This is a genomic window from Mycobacterium sp. IDUB_3, from assembly GCF_055419585.1.
Map to the genome: position 1 here is coordinate 3,653,200 of NZ_JBVAXZ010000001.1, position 21,878 is coordinate 3,675,077.

The 21,878-nt window shown below is 69.1% G+C and carries 19 protein-coding genes; 16 read left to right on the top strand and 3 right to left on the bottom strand.

The genetic code is table 11. From position 1 onward, the window contains the following. Position 1 precedes the first annotated feature (1 nt). On the bottom strand, positions 2 to 166 hold the full coding sequence (gene rpmG, locus ACZYVJ_RS16895; protein ID WP_463832072.1) for a 50S ribosomal protein L33: 165 nt from the start codon (positions 164 to 166) through the stop codon (positions 2 to 4). Further along, complete coding sequence (gene rpmB, locus ACZYVJ_RS16900; RefSeq protein WP_463832073.1) at positions 166 to 402, bottom strand: 50S ribosomal protein L28; 237 nt, start codon at positions 400 to 402, stop codon at positions 166 to 168. Before rpmB ends, rpmG begins: the two co-directional genes overlap by 1 nt. Before the next feature lie 105 nt (positions 403 to 507). Here rpmB and mrf point away from each other — a divergent pair, with 105 nt between their 5' ends. The 15 genes from mrf to eccE all read left to right on the top strand — a co-directional run bounded on the left by mrf (position 508) and on the right by eccE (position 19,729). Continuing rightward, complete coding sequence (gene mrf, locus ACZYVJ_RS16905) at positions 508 to 1,707, top strand: ribosome hibernation factor-recruiting GTPase MRF (RefSeq protein ID WP_463832074.1); 1,200 nt, start codon at positions 508 to 510, stop codon at positions 1,705 to 1,707. Beyond that, entirely contained in the window at positions 1,704 to 1,946 is a 243-nt protein-coding gene (locus tag ACZYVJ_RS16910; protein WP_463832075.1) for a type B 50S ribosomal protein L31, read from the top strand. Before mrf ends, ACZYVJ_RS16910 begins: the two co-directional genes overlap by 4 nt. Before the next feature lie 72 nt (positions 1,947 to 2,018). Then, the gene (locus ACZYVJ_RS16915; RefSeq protein WP_463833031.1) at positions 2,019 to 2,924 is read left to right on the top strand and encodes a class I SAM-dependent methyltransferase; all 906 of its coding nucleotides are present in this window, start codon (positions 2,019 to 2,021) and stop codon (positions 2,922 to 2,924) included. A 203-nt stretch (positions 2,925 to 3,127) separates the two neighbouring features. Next, positions 3,128 to 4,597: a PPE domain-containing protein gene (locus tag ACZYVJ_RS16920; protein WP_463832076.1), complete on the top strand. Its 1,470-nt coding sequence runs from the start codon at positions 3,128 to 3,130 to the stop codon at positions 4,595 to 4,597. Between the two features lie 331 nt (positions 4,598 to 4,928). After that, the gene (eccA3, locus tag ACZYVJ_RS16925; RefSeq protein WP_463832077.1) at positions 4,929 to 6,782 is read left to right on the top strand and encodes a type VII secretion system ESX-3 AAA family ATPase EccA3; all 1,854 of its coding nucleotides are present in this window, start codon (positions 4,929 to 4,931) and stop codon (positions 6,780 to 6,782) included. Continuing rightward, positions 6,779 to 8,395, top strand: a complete 1,617-nt coding sequence (gene eccB / locus ACZYVJ_RS16930; protein ID WP_463832078.1) for a type VII secretion protein EccB — start codon at positions 6,779 to 6,781, stop codon at positions 8,393 to 8,395. Before eccA3 ends, eccB begins: the two co-directional genes overlap by 4 nt. Next, positions 8,392 to 12,384 (top strand): type VII secretion protein EccCa, encoded by a 3,993-nt coding sequence (gene eccCa, locus ACZYVJ_RS16935; RefSeq protein ID WP_463832079.1) that lies wholly within the window; start codon positions 8,392 to 8,394, stop codon positions 12,382 to 12,384. Before eccB ends, eccCa begins: the two co-directional genes overlap by 4 nt. Positions 12,385 to 12,427: 43 nt before the next feature. Continuing rightward, complete coding sequence (locus ACZYVJ_RS16940; RefSeq protein ID WP_065027779.1) at positions 12,428 to 12,736, top strand: PE family protein; 309 nt, start codon at positions 12,428 to 12,430, stop codon at positions 12,734 to 12,736. Between the two features lie 2 nt (positions 12,737 to 12,738). Continuing rightward, positions 12,739 to 14,208 (top strand): PPE domain-containing protein, encoded by a 1,470-nt coding sequence (locus tag ACZYVJ_RS16945; protein WP_463832080.1) that lies wholly within the window; start codon positions 12,739 to 12,741, stop codon positions 14,206 to 14,208. Between the two features lie 63 nt (positions 14,209 to 14,271). Continuing rightward, on the top strand, positions 14,272 to 14,565 hold the full coding sequence (gene esxG / locus ACZYVJ_RS16950) for a type VII secretion system protein EsxG (RefSeq protein WP_007768837.1): 294 nt from the start codon (positions 14,272 to 14,274) through the stop codon (positions 14,563 to 14,565). Between the two features lie 32 nt (positions 14,566 to 14,597). Continuing rightward, positions 14,598 to 14,888 carry a WXG100 family type VII secretion target gene (locus ACZYVJ_RS16955; protein ID WP_007768835.1) on the top strand — a complete coding sequence of 97 codons (291 nt, stop codon included), beginning with the start codon at positions 14,598 to 14,600 and terminating at the stop codon, positions 14,886 to 14,888. 11 nt (positions 14,889 to 14,899) lie between these two features. After that, positions 14,900 to 15,859: an ESX secretion-associated protein EspG gene (locus tag ACZYVJ_RS16960; RefSeq protein ID WP_463832081.1), complete on the top strand. Its 960-nt coding sequence runs from the start codon at positions 14,900 to 14,902 to the stop codon at positions 15,857 to 15,859. A 14-nt stretch (positions 15,860 to 15,873) separates the two neighbouring features. Further along, positions 15,874 to 17,298, top strand: coding sequence for a type VII secretion integral membrane protein EccD (gene eccD / locus ACZYVJ_RS16965; protein WP_463832082.1), 1,425 nt, complete (start codon positions 15,874 to 15,876; stop codon positions 17,296 to 17,298). After that, on the top strand, positions 17,295 to 18,704 hold the full coding sequence (mycP, locus tag ACZYVJ_RS16970; RefSeq protein ID WP_463832083.1) for a type VII secretion-associated serine protease mycosin: 1,410 nt from the start codon (positions 17,295 to 17,297) through the stop codon (positions 18,702 to 18,704). Before eccD ends, mycP begins: the two co-directional genes overlap by 4 nt. After that, a complete protein-coding gene (gene eccE, locus ACZYVJ_RS16975; protein ID WP_463832084.1) occupies positions 18,701 to 19,729 on the top strand; it encodes a type VII secretion protein EccE in 1,029 nt (342 codons plus the stop codon). Before mycP ends, eccE begins: the two co-directional genes overlap by 4 nt. Here the strand turns inward: eccE and ACZYVJ_RS16980 are convergent. After that, positions 19,719 to 20,918 (bottom strand): alpha/beta hydrolase family protein, encoded by a 1,200-nt coding sequence (locus ACZYVJ_RS16980; protein ID WP_463832085.1) that lies wholly within the window; start codon positions 20,916 to 20,918, stop codon positions 19,719 to 19,721. The two genes, eccE and ACZYVJ_RS16980, sit on opposite strands and share 11 nt — an antisense overlap. Before the next feature lie 165 nt (positions 20,919 to 21,083). On the opposite strand from ACZYVJ_RS16980, the gene ACZYVJ_RS16985 reads away from it, so the two are divergent. Continuing rightward, entirely contained in the window at positions 21,084 to 21,869 is a 786-nt protein-coding gene (locus tag ACZYVJ_RS16985; RefSeq protein WP_463832086.1) for a trans-aconitate 2-methyltransferase, read from the top strand. Positions 21,870 to 21,878 lie beyond the last annotated feature (9 nt).

Sequence of the window (21,878 nt, forward strand, 5' to 3'; positions counted from 1 at the left end):
TTCAGCGGTCCTCGCGGAACTCGACGTGGCGGCGGACGACGGGGTCGTACTTGCGCAGCACCAGGCGGTCGGGGTCGTTGCGCCGGTTTTTGCGGGTGATGTAGGTGTATCCGGTTCCGGCGGTGGAGCGCAGCTTGACCAGGGGACGAATCTCGTTGCGTGCCATCAGATGCGCTGCCCCTCGCGGCGCAGCCTGGCCACCACCGCCTCGATGCCGTCGCGGTCGATCACCTTGATGCCCTTGGCGCTGACCCGCAGCCGGATCCGGCGGCCCTCCGAGCGCAGGTAGTACGTCTTGAGCTGGATGTTGGGGTTGAAGCGCCGAGACGTTCGGCGGTGGGAGTGCGATACCGCGTTACCGAAACCCGGTCGCCGTCCGGTCACCTGGCAGTGGGCGGACACCGTGTACCTCCGTTGCAGCTTATTGAAAATGATTTTCGACAAGGCCCGTCACGAACGGTACCGTATGAGTGGGTTAGATGAAAATGATTATCAATAAGGAGGACGATGCGGACGCCCGTCATCCTGGTCGCCGGCCAGAGGGACACCGACCCGGTCGTGGGTGCGTTGCTGCGCGCCCCGGGAACGCTGGTGGTAGAGCACCGGTTCGACGGTCACGTGGTGCGCCGAACGACCACCGCGCTGTCCGGCGGCGTCTTGACGTCCCACGAGACCGGCCTGGAACTCGCGCACGGCTGCGTCTCGTGCACCATCCGTAACGACCTGCTGGTGTTGTTGCGCCAACTGCACCGGCGCGACGACGTGGGCCGGATCGTCGTGCACCTGGGTCCCTGGCTGGAACCCGAGCCAATCTGCTTGGCGATCAACCACATTCGGGTGCGCGTGACACCGGGTTACATCGACGGGCCGGCGGCCTTGGACGTGTCGATCGCCGCCGTGGTGACCTGTGTCGATTCATCGACGTGGCTGAACCAGGCGCTGGGCGAGGACGAACTGGACGACGGGCGCACCGAGGCGCAGGTGGTGATCGGGCAGGCCGAATTCGCCGACGTGGTGGTGCTCAACCACCCCAATCCGTTCGTCGCCGCCGTGTTGCGCCGGCTGTCCCCGCGCGCTCGCGTCCGGGTGCGCGCCGACGGCATCGAGGACGCGCTGAACGATCTGTATCGCGACGCGCGCCGCGGACGCAGCGACGACCCGCACGGTCCGCTGCTGGCCGGTCAGCCCCCGCTGGAGTCCCGCGGTCCAATCAGCTTGGTGGAGTTCAATTCCCGGCGCCCCTTTCATCCCCAGCGCCTGCACGCGTGCCTGGATCTGCTGCTCGACGGCGTGATCAGGACCCGGGGGCGGCTCTGGTTGGCCAGCCAGCCCGACCGGGCGATGTGGTTGGAATCGGCCGGCGCCGGGCTGCGGGTCAGCTCGGCGGGCAAGTGGCTGGCCGCCCTCGACGACCTCGAGCTCGACGGCATCGATACGGAGCGAAGGACTTTCGCCGAACTGGGTTGGGACGACCGGCACGGCGACCGGCACACGGCAATGACCGTCCTGGTGTGCGGCGCGGAACCCGCCGACATTCTCGACGCCCTGCACGGCGCGTTGCTCACCGACGAGGAGATGCGGCGACCGCAAGACTGGATCGACTACGACGACCCCTTCGGCGACTGGCACGAGGAGCCGTGCGCGGACCGGGCGGATGCCGCCGACAACGCGGCTCGCCACACCCGGCAGGACGGAGATTTCTCATGAAACCCGGCGCCCATCCCGTCGTCTTCCAGGACGCCACCACCGGCGCGATGTTCCTGACCCGATCGACCCTCAGCAGTTCGCGCACCGTCGAATGGCAAACGCCGCACGGTCCGCGCACCTATCCACTGGTCGTCGTCGAGGTCACGTCCGACTCACACCCGTTCTGGGCCGGTAGCCGTCGCATCGTCGACAGCGCCGGCCAGGTGGAGAAGTTCCATCGCCGCTACGGCCGCAGGTGACCGCGACGTGCGCCATTACCCTTGCGCGCCACCGGAAAAGGTGTGTCGGTGACGCGGCGTAATGTGGTCTGTGTGCGTAGCGAAGGCGATACCTGGGACATCACCACGAGTGTGGGCTCCACCGCGTTGTTCGTGGCGACGGCGCGGGCGTTGGAGGCGCAAAAGCCCGACCCGCTGGCCGTGGATCCGTACGCGGAGGTCTTCTGCCGCGCCGTGGGTGGTTCGTGGGCCGACGTGCTCGACGGCAAGGATCCCGACCACCAGCTGAAGACGGCTGACTTCGGCGAGAACTTCGTCAACTTCCAGGGCGCCCGCACCAAGTACTTCGACGAATATTTCCGCCGCGCGGCGGACGCGGGCGTGCGTCAGGTGGTCGTCTTGGCTGCGGGCCTGGACTCGCGCGCCTACCGCTTGGACTGGCCGGCCGCGACGACGATCTTCGAGCTCGACCAGCCCCAGGTGCTCGACTTCAAGCGCGAGGTGCTCACCGGCGCCGGCGCACAACCGCGTGCCGAGCGTCGTGAGATCGCCATTGATCTGCGTGAAGACTGGCCGCAAGCCTTGCGTGACAGTGGCTTTGACCCCGCCATGCCGTCGGCGTGGATCGCCGAGGGCCTGTTGATCTATCTCCCGGCGACGGCCCAGGAGCAGCTGTTCACCGGTATCGACGGCCTGGCCGGCCACGGCAGCCACGTCGCCGTCGAGGACGGCGCCCCGATGAAGCCCGAGGACTTCGAGGCCGCGGTCGCGGAAGAACGCGCGGCCACCGCGCAGGGCGACCAGCGAGTGTTCTTCCAGCTCGTCTACAACGAGCAGCATGCGCCGGCCACCGAGTGGTTCGGCAAGCATGGCTGGAATGCGGTCGGCACTCCGTTGGCCGACTACCTTCGGCAGGTCGGCCGCCCGGTGCCCGGGCCGGAGACCGAGGCCGGCCCGATGATTGCGCGCAACACCTTGGTGAGCGCCGTCCGGGCCTGACCCGGTCTTCGATGAGTTCTCCCTGAATCGGTCGCCCACCGGAACTTCTCTGGGCCGCCGCGCGACTACTACAGGGCTCATCCTTGCGCCGCCGACAGCCCGGCGGTTGCTGACATCGCCCGGCGAGGAGTCTCTGGCATGGCGCCATGCGTTTTTGCTCATCGCCCGGTCGCGCCGCCACGCCCGGTGGCGGGTGAGCCGGCATGACCGCGCCGGTCTGGATGGCGCTGGCCCCGGAGGTCCACTCCACGCTGCTGAGCAGCGGACCGGGCCCGGCCGGCCTGTTGGCGTCGGCCGCATCGTGGAGTTCGTTGAGCGAGACGTATGCGTCGGCCGCCGACGAGCTCAGCGCGACGCTGGCGGCGGCCCAGACGGGGGCGTGGCAGGGCCCCACCGCCGAGCGGTACGTGGCCGCCCACCTGCCCTACCTGGCGTGGCTGGAGCGGGCCAGCGCCAACAGCGCGGCCATGGCCGCCGAGCAGGAGACCGCGGCCACCGCCTACACGACGGCGCTGGCCGCGATGCCGACCCTGCCGGAACTGGCCGGCAACCACGCCACGCACGCGGCGCTGATGGCGACCAACTTCTTCGGGGTCAACACCGTGCCCATCGCGGTCAACGAGGCCGACTATGCGCGGATGTGGGTCCAGGCGGCCACCACCATGTCGACCTATCAAGCGGTGGCCGGCACGGCCGTAGCGGCGGCTCCGCAGACCGATCCGGCGCCACCGATCGTGACCGCCAGCGACAGCACCGGCGAAGACAGCGACGATACCGGCATCGTCGACAATGACGGCGGCAACCCGTACCAGCTGAGCTGGTGGGTAAACCGCTTCCTCGAGATTTTCCAGACCCTGGGAAAAGATTTGGCGGAATTTCCCGAGGACCCGGCCGACGCGCTAGAGGATTTACTAGAAGACATCTTCGGGCCCGCCGGACTCATTGCAGACGAGTTCACCCACCTCGGGGAGGCCCTTCAGGCGTTCCCCCAGCTTGCTGCCATTCCGTTCATCGTGCCGGGTGGAGTTGCGGGAGGCATAGCGGGCTTGAGTCTGCTGGCAGGGATCCAGCCAGCCCCAATTCCGGCACCCGCCGCTGTGCCCGCACCGATGCCGGAGGCGCCTAGTGCGCCGGCTGTCAGCAGCGTTCCGGTCGTGAGCGCTGCCCCGGCCGCGGCGCCCGCGCCGTCGTCTACCCCGACGTCGGCCCCGTCACCCGCGCCGGCCTCGGCCCCTGCGCCCGCAACGCCGCCGCCGCCCGTGACCGGTGGCGAGGCCGTCACCTTCCCCTATTTGGTCGGTGGCCCCGGCATCGGCACCGGCGCCGGCCTGGGCAGCGGCGCGCAGCGCAAGGCGCCGGAGCCCGATCGCGCCGCGGCCGCGGCGTCGGCTGCGGCGTCGGCGGCCGAAAGGCAGCGGGCGCGGCGTCGTCGTCGCGCCGCGATGAAAGACCACTACCGCGGCTACGAGTTCATGGATCTGGAACCCGATGCCGCGCCGGAACCCGATCCGGCCTCGCCGGTGGCATCGGATCGGGGCGCGGGGTCGCTCGGCTTTGCCGGAACCACGCCCGTTCAGACCTCCGAGGCCGCGGGGCTAGCCACATTGGCCGGTGACGAGTTCGGCAACGGACCTTCGATGCCGATGTTGCCGGGCAGCTGGGACAGCGCCTAGCGGTGGAACTTTTGCGGCCCGCTGGCCGACTACTGGCTGCGTGATCGTTCCGGCGGCCACGTTCGCGGCGGATATTCCGGGGCGCGCGAGCCGAGTTGATAATGAAAATGATTTTCATTAAGGTGGGGCCTTGCTGTGAGACCGCCCGACGTGGGGTTGTGAGTATGCCGGAAATGCGGATAATCCCTACCGGAAACATCCTCAGCAGCGGTAAAAGAGGGACAGTGCAGTGGTGAGTCGGACAGGCCCAAACGCCTCGACAGTTAGCTTATGCAATGCTAACTTCAGGCAGTTAGGTTAGGGGAGACTACATACATGAAAAGTCGCGGCCGTGGAACTCGGTGACACCGGCATGCTCACAGCTCAGCCCGTCAATTCGCGGGCGGACGCGCGGGTTGACGAGGACGTCGTCAGCCGGTTCGCCACGTGCTGCCGCGCGCTGGGCATCGTCGTGTACCAACGTCAGCGCCCCGCCGATCTGGCCGCCGCGCGCTCCGGTTTCACCGCGCTGACCCGGGTCGCCCACGACCAGTGCGACGCATGGACGGGTCTGGCGGCCGCGGGCGATGTGTCCCTGCGCGTGCTCGAGGCAGTGTCGCGCAACGTCGCCACCGCGGGCACGCTGCAGCGCCTGGTCGACCTGGCGCCCGGCGCGCTGGGCTTCCGCTACGACACCGGGCTGTATTTGCAGTTTCGCGCCGCGACGCCCGACGACTTCCACCTCGCCTACGCGGCCGCGCTGGCAACGGCGGGACGATTTGCTGACGCCGCCGAAATCGTCGCCGGCCTGACCGCCGCCCGCCCGAACTGGCGCGAGGCCCGGTGGGTGTCCGTCGTCATCAACTACCGCGCCGAGCGCTGGTCGGACGTCGTCAAGCTGCTGACCCCGATCGTGAACGACGCGGATCTCGACGAGGCGTTCTCGCACGCCGCCAAGATCGCGCTGGGCACCGCGCTGGCCCGACTGGGCATGTTCGCCCCGTCGCTGTCGTATCTCGAGGAGCCCGACGGTCCCGTCGCGGTGGCCGCCATCGACGGCGCGCTGGCCAAGGCGCTGGTGTTGCGCGCGCATGTCGACGAGGACTCGGCGAGCGAAGTGCTGCAGGATCTGTATGCCGCGCATCCCGAAAACGAACAAGTCGAACAGGCTTTGACCGACACCAGTTTCGGCATCGTGACCACCACGGCGGGCCGCATCGAGGCCCGCACCGATCCCTGGGACCCCGAAACCGAGCCCAGCGCCGAAGATTTCGTCGACCCCGCCGCGCACGAACGCAAGGCAGTGCTGCTGCACGAGGCCGAGCGCCAGCTCGCCGAATTCATCGGACTCGATGAGGTCAAGAACCAGGTGTCGCGGCTGAAGAGTTCGGTCGCCATGGAACTGGTCCGCAAGCAACGCGGCCTGGCGGTCGCGCAGCGCGCCCATCACCTGGTCTTCGCCGGCCCGCCCGGAACCGGTAAGACCACCATCGCCCGCGTGGTCGCCAAGATCTATTGCGGCCTAGGGCTTTTGAAGCGGGAAAACATTCGAGAGGTTCACCGCGCCGACCTCATCGGCCAGCACATCGGCGAGACCGAGGCCAAGACCAACGCGATCATCGACAGCGCGCTCGACGGTGTGCTGTTCCTCGACGAGGCCTACGCGCTGGTTGCCACGGGCGCCAAGAACGACTTCGGCCTGGTGGCCATCGACACCCTGCTGGCACGGATGGAGAACGACCGCGACCGCCTGGTGGTCATCATCGCCGGATACCGCGCCGACCTGGACAAGTTCCTGGATACCAACGAGGGCTTGCGTTCTCGGTTCACCCGCAACATCGACTTTCCTTCCTACGCGCCGGCGGAGCTGGTCGAGATCGCCAACACGATGGCCGAGCAGCGCGACAGCATCTTCGAGCCGGCCGCGCTCGAACACATGGAGGCGTTGTTCACCAAGCTGGCAACCGAGTCGACCCCGGATGCCAACGGAATCTCGCGACGCAACTTGGACATCGCCGGTAACGGTCGATTCGTCCGAAACATCGTCGAACGCTCCGAAGAAGAACGAGAGTTCCGGCTCGACCATTCGGAACACGCCGGAACCGGCGAATTCAGTGACGAGGAGCTGATGACGATCACCGACGACGACGTCGCACGGTCGGTAGAGCCGCTGCTGCGCGGCCTTGGCCTGTCGGTGCCGGCATGACCTCCAACAACGAGTCCGACGAACGCCGTTCGTTCACCTCTCGCACGCCGGTCAACGACAACCCTGACCAGGTCGAGTACCGGCGCGGTTTCGTCACCCGCCACCAGGTCACCGGCTGGCGGTTCGTGATGCGCCGGATCGCCTCCGGTATCGCCTTGCACGACACAAGGATGCTGGTCGACCCGCTGCGCACGCAGTCGCGCGCGGTGGCCATGGGCGCGGTCCTGCTGGTCACCGGCCTGGCGGGTTGCTTCGTGTTCTCGCTGATCCGGCCCAGCGGCACGGCGGGAACCAACGCCGTGCTGGCCGACCGCTCGACGGCCGCGCTGTACGTCCGTGTCGGTGACGACCTGCACCCGGTGCTCAACTTGACCTCAGCCCGGCTGATCACCGGCCACGCTGTCGACCCCACCATGGTGAAAAGCAGTGAGCTGGACCGCTTTCCGCGGGGCAACCTGATCGGCATCCCGGGTGCGCCGGAACGCATGGTGCAAAACCCCTCGCACGACGCGAACTGGACGGTGTGCGACGCCGTCAGCGAGCCGGCCCAGGGTGGGCACGCCGCCCACAGCACCGGCGTCACGGTGATCGCCGGCCGGCCGGACAGCAGCGGTGCGCGCGCGGCGTCGCTCGCGTCGCAGCAGGCGGTCCTCGTCGACCGGGACGGCAGCGCCTGGCTGTTGTGGGATGGCAGGCGTTCGCAGATCAACCTGACCGACCATGCGATCACCAACGCACTCGGCTTGGGGCAGAACAACTCCGAGGTGCCCGCGCCCCGGCCCATCGCGCTGGGCCTGTTCAACGCGATCCCGGAGGGACCGCCGCTGACGGCGCCCGGCATCCCGAACGCCGGCGCCCCGGCCCCGTTCAGCGTGCCCGCTCCGATCGGCGCGGTGGTGGTCTCCTACGCCCTGGAGCAGAGTTCCTCGGGTACGCCGCGCTACTACGCGGTGATGCCCGACGGCCTGCAGCAGATCTCGCCGGTGCTCGCCGCGATCCTGCGCAACACCAATTCCTACGGGCTGGACCAACCGCCGCGGCTCGGTGCTGACGCGGTGGCCAAGCTGCCCGTGTCGCGGATGCTGGACACCGCGCGGTATCCGGACCAGCAGGTCACCCTGGTTGATGCGGCCAAATCGCCTGTCACGTGCGCCTATTGGAGCAAGCCCGAGGGGGCCGCGACCAGCTCGCTGCACCTGATGTCGGGCTCCGCGCTTCCGATCGCCGAATCGATCCGCACCGTCGACCTGGTGGGCGGCGCGACGAATGGTTTAGTGGCCACCCGCGTCGCCCTGGCGCCGGGCACCGGCTACTTCACCCAGACCGTCGGCGGCGGCCCGGACTCGCCGGGCACCGGGTCGTTGTTCTGGGTCTCGGACACCGGTGTGCGCTACGGCATCGACAACGAGGCCGAGCACTCGGCGGCCGGCCACGGTAAAACGGTTGAGGCCCTTGGTCTTAACGGGTCGCCAGTCCCCGTTCCGTGGTCGGTGCTGTCGCTGTTCGCCAATGGTCCGACGTTATCGCGCGCCGACGCGCTGCTGGCACATGACGGGCTGACGCCCGATCAGAAGCCCGGCCGTGTGGCATCTGCCGAGGGAGCCCCCCGATGAGCCGATTGATCTTCGAAGCGCGCCGCCGGCTGGCGCCGCCGGTGACCCGCAAGGGCACCATCGCCATCGAGGCGCCGCCCGAACTGCCCCGGGTGATTCCGCCGTCGTTCCTGCGCCGGGCGATGCCCTACGTGCTGGTGATCCTGATCGTCGGCATGATCGTCGCCCTGTTCGCCACCGGGATGCGGCTGATCTCTCCGCAGACGCTGTTCTTCCCGTTCGTGCTGTTGCTCGCCGCGACCGCCATGTATCGCGGCAACGACAGCAAGACACGCACCGAGGAGGTCGACGCCGAACGCGCCGACTACCTGCGCTACCTGTCGGTGGTCCGGGACAACATCCGCACCCAGGCCACCGCGCAGCGCGCCGCGGCGCAGTGGTCCCACCCGGAGCCGTCCGCGCTGGCGACCGTGCCGGGATCGCGCCGCCAGTGGGAGCGTGACCCGCACGACCCCGACTTCCTGGTGCTGCGGGCCGGTCGCCACCAAGTGCCCTTGGCCACCGCCCTGCGGGTCAACGACACCGCGGACGAAATCGACCTGGAGCCGGTGTCGCACAGCGCGTTACGCAGCCTGCTCGACACCCATCGCATGGTGCGCGACGTGCCGACCGGCATCGACCTGACCAAGGTCTCCCGGATCACCGTGCTGGGCGCGGAAGACCAGGTGCGGGCGGCGCTGCGCGCCTGGGTCGCTCAGGCAGTCACCTGGCACGACCCGACCGTGCTCGGGGTCGCGCTGGTGACCCCGAATCTGGAGAGCCCGGACTGGTCCTGGCTGAAGTGGTTGCCGCACATCGACGTTCCGGGTGAGCTTGACGGGGTCGGGCCGGCGCGCTTCATGTCGACCAACGCCGACGATCTGGTCGCCCGCCTGGGTTCGGCACTCGTCGACCGTCCGGCGTTCACTGGCGAGCCCGCCGATGCGTTGCGCCATCTGCTGATCGTCATCGATGACCCCGACTACGACCTCAACGCGTCGGCCCTGGCGCTGGGCCGGGCGGGGGTCACCGTGGTGCAGCGCAGCGCCACGGCGCCGAACCGTGAACAGTATTCGGATCCGGAAAAGCCGATCCTGCGCGTGTCCGGGCGGGACGGCGCGGGCGGCCGAGCGGTCGCGATCGAGCGCTGGCAGACCGGCGGCTGGCAGCCCTACATCGACAACGCCGACCAATTCGGCGCCGACGAGGCCGCACACCTGGCGCGCCAGTTGTCGCGCTGGGACTCCAACCCGACCCACACCGGGCTGCGCTCCGCGGCCACCCGCGGTGCCACATTCACCACGATGCTGGGCATTTCGGATGCCTCCCAACTGGACGTGCCCACGCTGTGGGCGCCGCGCCGCCGCGAGGACGAGCTGCGCGTTCCGATCGGCGTCACCGCGACCGGTGAGCCGCTGATGTTCGACCTCAAGGACGAAGCCGAGGGCGGCATGGGCCCGCACGGGCTGATGATCGGTATGACGGGTTCGGGTAAGTCCCAGACCCTGATGTCGATCCTGTTGTCGCTGTTGACGACTCATTCGGCCGATCGCCTGATCGTCATCTACGCCGACTTCAAGGGTGAGGCGGGCGCCGACAGCTTCCGTAACTTCCCGCAAGTCGTCGCCGTCATCTCCAACATGGCCGAGAAGAAGTCGCTGGCCGACCGCTTCGCCGACACGCTGCGCGGCGAGGTGGCCCGCCGGGAGACGCTGCTGCGGGAAGCGGGCCGCCAGGTCCAGGGCAGCGCGTTCAACTCGGTGGTGGAGTACGAGGCCGCCATCGCCGCCGGACACGACCTGCCGCCGATCCCGACGCTGTTCGTGGTCGCCGACGAGTTCACCCTGATGCTGGCCGACTACCCGGAATACGCGGAGCTGTTCGATTACGTTGCGCGTAAGGGCCGCTCGTTCCGTATCCACATCCTGTTCGCGTCGCAGACGCTGGACGTCGGCAAGATCAAGGACATCGACAAGAACACCTCCTACCGCATCGGTCTGAAGGTGGCCAGCCCCAGCGTTTCCCGGCAGATCATCGGTGTGGAGGACGCCTACCACATCGAGTCCGGCAAGGAGCACAAGGGCGTGGGCTTCTTGGTGCCCGCCCCGGGTGCGGCGCCGATCAAGTTCCGCAGCACCTACGTCGACGGCATCTACGATCCGCCGCAAAAGGCCAAATCCTTTGTCGTGCCCTCTATCCCGGAGCCGAAGCTGTTCACCGCCGGGCGCGTCGAACCGGATCAGGACACCGTGGTCACCGCCCCCGAGGAAGACGAATTCGCCGGGCCGCCGCGCAAGCTGATCGCCACCATCGGCGACCAGCTGGCCGGCTATGGTCCGCGGGCGCCGCAGCTTTGGCTGCCGCCGCTGGACGAACCGATCCCGTTGACCGCCATGCTGGCCCGCGCCGGCGTGCCGCCCCGGCAGTGGCAGTGGCCGCTCGGTGAGATCGACAAGCCGTTCGAGATGCGCCGCGATCCGCTGGTGTTTGACGCCGCCTCGTCGGCTGGAAACGTGGTCATCCACGGTGGCCCGAAATCGGGCAAGTCGACGGCGTTGCAGACGTTCATCCTGTCCGCGGCCAACCTGCACTCGCCGCGCGAGGTCACCTTCTATTGCCTGGACTACGGCGGTGGCAAGCTGCGGGCGCTCGAAGACCTGGCGCACGTCGGCAGTGTGGCCTCGGCGCTCGAGCCCGAACGCATCCGGCGCACCTTCGGCGAACTCGAACAGCTGCTGCTGTCGCGGCAGCGCCGAGAGGCGTTCCGGGACAAGCATGGCGCGGCCCCCGACGACGGGTTCGGCGAGGTGTTCCTGGTCATCGACAACCTCTACGCGTTCGGCCGGGATAACACCGACCAGTTCAACACCCGTAACCCGTTGCTGGCCAGGGTCAGCGAGCTGGTCAACATCGGTCTTGCGTACGGCATCCACGTCGTCATCACCACCCCCAGCTGGCTGGAGGTTCCGTTGGCCATGCGCGACGGCCTCGGATTGCGGCTCGAGCTCAAGCTGCACGACCCGCGGGACAGCAACGTCCGGGCGGTCGGCGCCTTGCGTCGCCCCGCCGAAGCGGTGCCGCACGACCAGCCGGGACGCGGATTGACCATGGCGGCAGAGCATTTCCTGTTCGCAGCCCCCGAGCTGGACCAGGTCGCCGCGCTCAATGCCCGCTACCCGGGCGTCACCGCACCGCCGGTGCGGCTGCTGCCGGCCAACCTGGTGCCGGAAGCGATCGGATCGCTGTATCGCGGGCCGGAGCAGGTCGTCATCGGCCAGCGCGAGGAGGACCTGGCACCGGTGGTGGTCAACTTCGCCGAGAACCCGCTGCTGATGGTGTTCGGCGACAGCAAGTCCGGGAAGACCACGCTGCTGCGCCATCTCATCCGCACGGTGCGGGAACACTCCACGCCCGATCAAGTGGCCTTCACGGTGCTGGATCGGCGGCTGCACCTCGTCGACGAGCCGCTGTTCGCGGACAACGAGTACACCGCCAACATCGACCGCGTCATCCCGGCGATGCTGGGACTGGCCAATCTCATCGAATCGCGCCGGCCGCCGGCCGGCCTGTCACCCGGCGAGCTGGCCCACTGGCGTTACGCGGGCCACACGCACTATCTGATCATCGACGACGTCGACCAGATACCGGATTCGCCGGCGATGAGCGGCCCCTACGTGGGGCAGCGGCCGTGGACCGCGCTGATCGGATTGCTCTCGCAGGCAGCCGATCTGGGCCTGCGGGTGATCGTCACCGCGCGCGCCACCGGGTCCGGGCACGCCCTGATGACCAACCCGCTGCTGCGCCGGTTCAACGATCTGCAGGCGACCACGCTGATGCTGGCGGGTAACCCGCAGGACAGCGGCAAGATCCGCGGTCAGCGCTTCGGCCGGTTGCCTGCCGGGCGGGCGATCCTGCTGGGCGACAGCGACGCCCCGACGTACGTGCAGTTGGTCAACCCGTTGGTCGGGGAGTCCGTGATCGAGGGCGCTACCGACGGTTTCGCCCACTGATGTTTATCCAAGTCCGAAGAGAAGGACCAGGAAAGGAGTAACCATGACCCTACGAGTGGTTCCCGAAGGTCTGGCCGCGACCAGTGCGGCGGTGGAGGCCCTGACGGCACGGCTGGCGGCCGCGCATGCGGCGGCGGCTCCGGCGATCACCGCGGTGGTGCCGCCGGCGGTCGATCCGGTATCGCTGCAAACCGCCGTCGGATTCAGCGCTCAGGGCCAGGAGCACTCCGCCATGGCCGCACAGGGCGTCGAAGAGCTCGGCCGCGCCGGCGTCGGCGTCGGGCAGGCCGGCGCAAGCTATCTCGCGGGCGACACCGCGGCCGCGGCGACGTTCGGAATCGCGGGCGCCTGACGATGACAGCCCCCCTCGGCCCCATCTGGATGGCTTCGCCACCCGAGGTGCATTCGGCGTTGCTCAGCGCCGGTCCAGGCCCCGGGCCGCTGTTGGCGGCCGCCGGGGCGTGGACCTCGTTGAGCACCCAATATGCCTCGGCGGCAGCCGAACTCAGCGGGCTGTTGGGGGAGACCCAGGCTGGGGCGTGGGAGGGGCCAAGCGCCGAGCAGTACGTGGCGGCCCACCTGCCGTACCTGGCGTGGCTGCAGCAGGCCAGTGTCGACAGCGCGGCTGCCGCCGCGCAGCAGGAGGTCGCGGCGACGGCGTACGCGGCCGCACTGGCGGCCATGCCGACGCTGGCTGAACTGGCCACCAACCACACCGTGCACGCGGTGTTGGTGGGGACGAATTTCTTTGGCATCAATACCATTCCGATCGCGGTCAACGAGGCCGACTACGCGCGGATGTGGGTCCAGGCCGCCACCACCATGGGCACCTACCAGGCCGTGTCGGGCTCGGCCCTGGCCGCGGCGCCGCGCACCATGGCGGCGCCCGCCATCGTGAATCCCGGCGGCCAGATCAACAATCTCGCGTCCAACGCCACGCAGAACAACCCTGGGGATTGGTGGCAGAACTTCATCCAGCAGCTGTCCAAGTTCTTCCAGGACTTCTTCCAGAACATCCAGCAGATGATGCAGAACTTCTTCTCGAATCTGCCGGCATTTCTGGCCGCCAACGGGCCGCTGCTGTTCTTCGTTGCCTACCAGGTGTTCTTCAACGCCGTCGGCTGGCCGACCTGGGGTGCGCTCCTGACCGCACCGCTCCTGATTCCGCTGCTACTGGGCATCGGGCTCAGTTCCCTGCTCACCCCGCCCGTCGAGGCCGCGCCGGACGCCGCCCCCGCCGTCGTGGCTCCCGTGCTGACGTCGAACAAGCCGCCGTCCATGCTGCCGGCGGTCGCGCTGGCCCCCACGGTGGCGACTCCGGCCGGGGCCCCGGCCAGCACGGTCGCCGCAGGTTCCAGTGCGCCCGCCGCGCCGGCGCCGGCGGCAGCGGCCGGCAACTTCGCCTACCTGATCGCCGTGGGCGGTGACCCGGACGCAGGCGTCGGACCCACGCTGGGCGGCCGCGGCGGGGCAAAGGCTCCCGCGGCGACCATTCCGGCGGCCGGTGCCGCGGCGGCGAGCCGGGCCGAGTCCCGGGCCCGGCGCCGACGGCGGGCCGCACTGCACGACCACGCCGACGAGTTCGCGGACATGGACTCCGATTTCGGTGTCCCCCCGGCCGCGGCCGTCGCGTCCGGCCAGGGCGCCGGGCCGCTGGGGTTCGCCGGAACCGCGCAGCGACAGAAGACATTTCAGGCGGCCGGATTGACCAAGCTGGCCGACGACGACTTCGGCGGCGGTCCACGCATGCCAATGGTGCCCGGCACGTGGGAGCACGAAGCCGATAACGAAACGGGCCCAACGGAGCCGGGGAAAGGGGGGTAAGGCACTCAGCCAAATGACCGTGAATTACCGAAACCCCAACGGACGCAACAGAAAGGAATCAACATGAGTATGTTGGACGCTCACATTCCGCAGTTGGTAGCCGCACAGTCGGCCTTCAGCGCCAAGGCGGCGTTGATGCGCAGCACGATCAGTCAGGCCGAGCAGGAAGCGATGTCGGCGCAGGCGTTCCACCAGGGCGAGTCCTCGGCCGCCTTCCAGGCCGCGCACGCACGGTTCGTCGAGGTCGCCGCACGGGTCAACACCCTGCTGGACATCGCCCAGGCCAACCTCGGGGACGCCGCCGGGACCTACGTGGCCGCGGACGCCGCCGCCGCATCCGGCTACACCGCGTTCTGATCTCACCGCTAGCAACCGCGAAAGGACTTGTCATGTCGCAGATCATGTACAACTACCCGGCGATGTTGAGCCACGCCGCCGACATGTCCGGCTACGCCGGCACCATGCAGGGGCTGGGTTCCGATATCGCCAGCGAGCAGGCCACGTTGTCCAACGCCTGGCAGGGTGACACCGGTATGACCTACCAGGTGTGGCAGGCCCAGTGGAACCAGGCGATGGAAAGCCTGGTGCGCGCCTACCAGTCGATGGCCAGCACCCACGAGGCGAACACCATGTCGATGCTGGCGCGCGACCAGGCCGAAGCCGCCAAATGGGGCGGTTAGTTCTCAGCTGAATGAACGCATCACCCAACGCCGTCGAACTGACGGTCGATCACGCTTGGTTCATCGCGGAAACGACTGGGGCGGGGAGCTTTCCCTGGGTATTGGCGATCACCTCGCCCTATCGTGATGCCGCGGAACGCAACGCGTTCCTCGACCGTCAGAAGGCTGAGCTGACCGAACTGGGTCTGGTCTCAGAAGGCGGACTCGTCAACCCCGCGGTCGCCGAGTGGATCAAAGTGGTGTGTTTCCCCCATCGGTGGCTGGACCTGCGCTATGTCGGCCCCGCCAAGGACACCGGTGAGGGCGGCGGCGCCGAGTTGCTGCGCGGCGTCGTCGCGCAGCGCACCGGTGTGGCCGGCAAGCCGTCGCTCACGGTCGTCGCGTTGCGCAGCGCGCAGCTGATCACGTTCACCGCGATGGACATCGACGATCCACGTGCGCTGGTCCCGGTGCTCACCGTCGGCCTGGCGCAGCGCCCGCCCGCCCGGTTCGACGAGTTCAGCCTGCCGACCCGGGTCGGTGCACGAGCCGACGAACGATTGCGTTCGGGCGCTCCGCTCGCCGAAGTCCTTGACTACCTAGGCATTCCGCAATCGGCACGAAGGGTGGTGGAATCGGTGTTCACCGGACCGCGCAGCTACGTCGAGATCGTCGCCGGCTGCCACCGCGACGGCCGGCACTCCACCAGCGAGGTGGGGATGAGCATCGTCGACGCACGCGAGGGTCGGGTACTGGTCAGTCCGTCCCGCGCCTTCGACGGCGAGTGGGTGTCGACCTTCGCGCCCGGAACACCATTCGCGATCGCCGTCGCGATTGAACGACTCACCGCCTTACTGCCAGACGCCGGGTGGTTCTCCGAACACCGGTTAGCCCGAGACTTTTCCCCTTCAACACCGTCCGTCCAACATAGTAAAAGAGAAGAGAGCACGATGTTCGAGCAACGGCCACAACACTTTTCGAGGGTCCGGTGACGTCCGGAACCGTCATGCCTATCGTCCGCGTGGCAATTCTCGCAGACAGCAGGTTGACGGAAATGGCCTTGCCCGCGGAGCTGCCGCTGCGCGAAATCCTGCCCGCCGTCCAGCGTCTGGTGGTTCCCGCCGCGACCAACGGTGACTCGGAGGACGGCGCAGCCGGACGCGGTTCCGCCGAGATCGGCGCGGCGACCCGGCTGAGCCTGGCCCCCATCGGTGGTGCGCCGTTCAGCCTGGACGCCAGCCTGGACACGGTCGGAGTCGTCGACGGCGACCTGCTCGCGCTGCAAGCGCTACCGGTCGGCCCGGCCGCGCCAGGCATCGTCGAGGACATCGCCGACGCGGCCATGATCTTCTCGACCTCCCGGCTCAAGCCTTGGGGCACAACGCATATCCAGCGTGGCGCCCTGGCCGCGGTCATCGCGGTGGCGTTCCTGGCCACCGGTCTGTCGGTCACCTACCGGGTGGCCTCCGGCGCACTGCTGGGTCTGGTCGCCGTCAGCGCGGTCGCGGCGTTGACCGCGACCGTCGGCCTGTTGGTCACCGCGCGTTCGGCGCGCACCGGAATGGCGCTCTCGATCGCCGCGCTGGCTCCCATCGCCGCCGCACTCGCGCTGGCCGTTCCGGGCGAATTCGGCCCTGCACAGTTGACGCTGGCCGCCGCCGGTGTCACCGCATGGTCGCTGATCGCCTTGATGGCGCCCAGCGCCGAACGTGAACGCATCGCCGGCTTCTTCACCACGACCGCGGTGGTGGGTGCCGGCGTGTTGCTGGCCGCCGGCGCGGAATTACTCTGGCACCTCAAGCCGGTCGCCATCGGCTGCGGGCTGATCGTGGCGGCGCTGCTGGTCACCATCGAGGCGGCCCAACTGTCGGCACTGTGGGCGCGCTTCCCGTTGCCGGTCATCCCGGCGCCCGGGGACCCCACCCCGTCGGCGCCGTCACTGCAAGTGCTCGAAGACCTGCCGCGCCGGGTCCGGATCAGCGACGCGCATCAGAGCGGATTCATCGCCGCCGCGGTGCTACTCAGCGTCCTGGGGTCGGTCGCGATCGCGCTGCGGCCCGAGCCGCTCAGCGGTGCGGGCTGGTACGTGGTGGCGGCCACCGCCGCGACCTCCGTGCTGCGCGCCCGGGTGTGGGACTCGGCCGCGTGCAAGGCGTGGCTGCTCGCCCAGCCCTTCCTGGCCGCCGGCGTGCTGCTCGTGCTCTACACCTCGACCGGACGCTACGCCGCTGCCCTGGGCGCGGTGCTGGTGCTGCTGGTGCTCGTGGCGGTGTGGATCGTGGTGGCGCTGAACCCGGGTATCGCTGCGCCGGAGAGCTATTCGCTGCCGGTTCGCCGGCTGGTCGGCTTCGTCGGGACCGGACTCGACGCGTCGCTGATCCCCGTCATGGCGTTCGTGGTCGGCCTTTTCAGCTGGGTGCTCAATCGATGATTCGGCCGGCATCAGCCTGCTGCGCGGCGGTATTGGCCTTGCTGCCCGCCGCCGCGACGTGGACGAGTCCGCCGGCATCCGCGATCAACCCGCCGACGGTCGATCCCGGCGCCGCACCCCCCAGCGGGGCGCCGGGGCCCGGGCAGCCGATGGAGCAGCGCGGACCCTGTAGCACGTCCGGCGTCGTTCCCGGCAGCGATCCGGGGGCCATCACGCCCAGCCAGTCGATGCTGAATCTGCCTGCGGCGTGGCAATTCTCGCGGGGTGAGGGCCAGCTGGTGGCGGTGCTCGACACCGGGGTACGGCCGGGCCCGCGGCTGCCCAACGTCGAACCGGGCGGTGATTTCGTCGAGACCACCGACGGGCTGACCGACTGCGACGGGCACGGAACGCTGCTGGCCGGTGTCATCGCCGGCCAGCCCTCGCCCGACGACGGGTTCTCCGGCGTGGCGCCCGCGGCGCGGGTGGTGTCGGTCAGGACGGCGTCGGCCAAGTTCTCACCGCGGACGCCGGGTGGCGATCCGCTGATGGCGCGGGTGTCGGCCGAGGTGTCGACGCTCGCCCGGGCGATCGTGCACGCCGCCGACCTGGGTGCCCGGGTGATCGACATCGGCTCGGCCACCTGCATGCCCGTGGACCGGCCCGTCGACCAGGCCGCCCTCGGCGCCGCCGTCCGTTATGCGGCGGTGGACAAGGACGCGGTGATCGTGGCCGGCGCCGGGAACAGCGGGCCGACCGGAGCGGGCGGCGGCGGAACCTCGTGTGAGTCCAATCCGCTCACCGACCTGAGCCGCCCGAACGATCCACGGAATTGGGCCGGCGTCACCTCGGTGTCCATCCCGTCTTGGTGGCAGCCGTACGTGTTGTCGGTCGCATCGCTGACCCCGGACGGCCAGCCGTCGAAATTCACCGTGGCGGGCCCGTGGGTGGAAGTCGCGGCGCCCGGCGAACGCATCGTGTCGATCGGCAACGCCGACGGCGGCGGGCTGGCCAATGGCCTGCCCGACGAGCACCAGCAGCTCGCCGCCCTCAGCGGAACAGGTTACGCGGCCGGCTACGTCGCCGGTGTCGCGGCGCTGGTCCGCAGCAAGTATCCCGAACTGAACGCCACCGCGGTGCTGCATCGCATCACCGCAACCGCGCACAACGGCGCCCGCGAACCGTCGAACGTGGTCGGCACCGGCAGCGTGGATCCGGTGGCGGCCCTGACCTGGCAACTGCCCGCCGGTAACCAGCCCGGCGCGGCATCGGTGAAGCCGGTGGCAGTGCCGCCGGCCCCGGCGCCCAAGGACACCAAACCGCGCACCGTCGCGGTGGCCGGCACCGCCGCCCTGGCCGTGCTGGTCGCGGTGGCCGGAGCCGTCACCGCAATCGCCGCACGCCGACGAAAGGACCCCAACCCGTGAGCAAGCATCGGATACCGACTCCCGGGAGCGGTCGAATCGCGTTGGCGCTGCTGGCCATTGTGCCCGCGGTGATGGCCTACCCATGGCGAACGTCCCGCGACTACTGGCTGCTGGGGATCGCGGCTGCCGTCGTGATCGCGTTGTTCGGCTGGTGGGGCGGTCTGTACCTGACCACCGTCCTGCGCCGCCGCCTGGCGATGATCGGTCGCGGCAACGCCGTCCCCGCGGCCACCTCTGATGCGGCGGCAACCGCCCTGATTCGTCTCGGCGCACCGGAGGACGACTCCGATGTGCTGCCGCTCCCGCTGATCGCGAGCTACCTGGACCGCTACGGCATCCGCGCGGACAAGATCCGAATCACCAGCCGCGACAACGCCGCCGACGCGTCACGCCGCGAAACCTGGATCGGGCTCACCGTATCGGCGCCCGACAATCTGGCTGCGCTGCAGGCCCGCTCGCCGCGAATCCCGTTGCACGAGACGGCTCAGGTGGCGGCCCGCCGGTTGGCCGACCATCTGCGGGAGATCGGTTGGGAAGCCACCACCGTCGCAGCCGACGATGTTCCCCGGCTGCTGACGTCCAACCCCCGCGAGAGGTGGCGGGGAGTGCAGCGTGGTGCCTCGGATTACCTTGCGGCATACCAGATTCAGGTGGACGATGCGCTGCCGGAGACCTTGGCGGCGATCCGGGCGTATACCGCGCGCGAAACCTGCACCGCGCTGGAGGTTGCCGGTGACAAAGGCCGGCCCACCGTCGCGGTGGCCTGTGCGTTCCAGACCGAGACCGCCCCCGACGGCAAGTCACCGGTGGACGGGCTGACCCCGCAACGCGGAAACCACCTGCCCGCCTTGACCGCACTGGACCTGTTGTCCACGTATCGATTGGACGGACACACCGCCGCGCCGGAGGACCTGCTCTCGCAGCTGCACTGGCCCACCCTGGCCGGCGCGGCCCATCGGGCTCCGCTTGGCGAAACCGGCTACGGCGCCGAGAGCGCCGGCACCGTCGAGGTGCTCAGAACATGACCTCCTGCAGGAACGCGGTCATCCGGCGCAGGTAGTCCAGCTGGCTCACGTGCAGCACGTGGCTGCCCGGAAACCAGTGCAGCGCACAGCGATCCCAGTGCTCCCATAGCTTGACGGCATGGTCGGGCGGCGCCATCCGGTCGCCGAGCCCGGTGATGATCATCCGGCGGTCCAGGGGCACTAGCGGCCGGTAGTTCAGCGGGCAGTGGTATGCCAGCCCGGCCGCCAAGTCGTCGTGGCTGATGTCGGAGAGGCGCAGGCCCAGCCGCACCAGCTTGTTGGCCGGGAACCATTCGTCGAACAACGTCGACGGGGTGACCACCGGGCAATTGGGGATCACGGCCTCCAGCCGATCGTCGGCCGAGGCCACCAGCGCCGCGGTGTAACCGCCAAGCGAGATGCCGGTGAGCGCGATGCGGTCGACCCCGGTGTGGCGCAAATAGTCGATGATGGAACGAAAGTCGTGCACGGCCTGGGCCATGGCCTCGGCGAAACCGCTGAGCCCGCCGGCGAAGTAGCCGAAACCGCTGAACGGCGAATACTTTTCGGCCCGCTTGCCGTGAAAGGGCAGTGTGTACATCAGCACGTCGTAGCCGGCCCGGTAGTACCAGGGCAACGAAAAGAACCGCCCGTTGGCCAGGTACGACGATCCCATGAAGCCGTGGATCACGCACAGCGTGGGGCGGGGCCCGTCGTCGTGGCGCCAGTGCTGCGCGCGCACGGTGTTGTTGAATCCCCAGGCGCCCCACCGCGTGCGCATGGCGGGGTTGATGGCGGTGAAGCTGCTCGGGAACGCGATGTTGTCGACCGTGCCGCGCGCGATCCACTCCGCCAGCGGGCTGGCCCGCCGCGACGCCACCCGGGGCAGCTCGGTGGGTTGCGGAAAGGACCGCGCCGGGTCTTGCGCCGCCCCCAGCTCCGCGTAGAAGTCGAGGTTGCCGCGCTCGGTGGCGGAATCGGATTGCCGCAGTGTGCCGGCTACCACGAACGGCGCCACCGTGGTGGTGAGCAGCGAGGCCACCCAGGTGCGCAGGGCCAGATCGCCGAGGGCCGATGCCTCGACTACCATTCGCTGGCGGGGCGACAACGCCGAGTGGGGGGGCAATCCGCCGGCGCCGGCCGGTAGATCGGCGCCGGGCACGTCCGGGACGGGGATGGGCGGGTCGATCGGATCTGAGTCGGGCGCCACGAACGCCGATGGTAGCCCGCCGGGCGCGCGTCTCCTGGGCGTTTCGACCGGTTTGGATCGTCGCGGCGTTATCCCGGGTCCCTCCGGGCCGCGTCGGCGCACCATAGGAGTTATACGGTTTGCTATCGACGGGCTAGCGGCGGCGCGAGGAACGGGAGGATCGACATGTGGGATCCGGACGTCTACCTGGCCTTCGCCGACCATCGCGGCCGCCCCTTCTACGACCTGCTGTCGCGGGTGGGTGCCGATCGGGCTCGTCGCGTCGTCGACCTCGGTTGCGGCCCCGGTCACCTGACGAAATACCTGGCCCGGCGCTGGCCCGACGCGGTGATCGAGGCGTTGGACAGCTCGCCGGAGATGGTGGCCGCCGCCAAGGAGCGCGGCATCGACGCCGCCACCGGCGACCTGCGCGACTGGAAGCCTAAACCCGACACCGACGTGGTGGTCAGCAACGCGGCCCTGCACTGGGTGCCCGAGCATGCCGACCTACTGCTCCGGTGGGCGGGGCAGCTGGCGCCCGGATCGTGGATCGGCGTCCAGATGCCGGGCAACTTCGAATCGCCGTCCTACGCCGCCGTGCGGGCCCTGGCCCGCCGGGAGCCGTACGCAAAGTTGCTGCGCGACATACCGTTTCGGGTCGGCGCGGTGGTTCAGCCGCCGGCACACTATGCCAACCTGCTGCTCGACGCGGGATGCAAGGTCGACGTCTGGGAGACCACCTATCTGCACCAGCTGGCCGGCGAGCATCCGGTGCTGGAATGGATCACCGGCACGGCGCTGGTGCCGGTGCGCGAACGGCTCGACGACGAGACGTGGGAGCAGTTCCGCGAGGAGCTGATCCCGCTGCTGCAGGACGCCTACCCGCCCCGGTCCGACGGCACGACGATCTTCCCGTTCCGCCGGGTGTTCGTCGTCGCCGAGGTGGGGGGCGCGAGCCGCTCAGCTGGGTAGCCGCGCTCC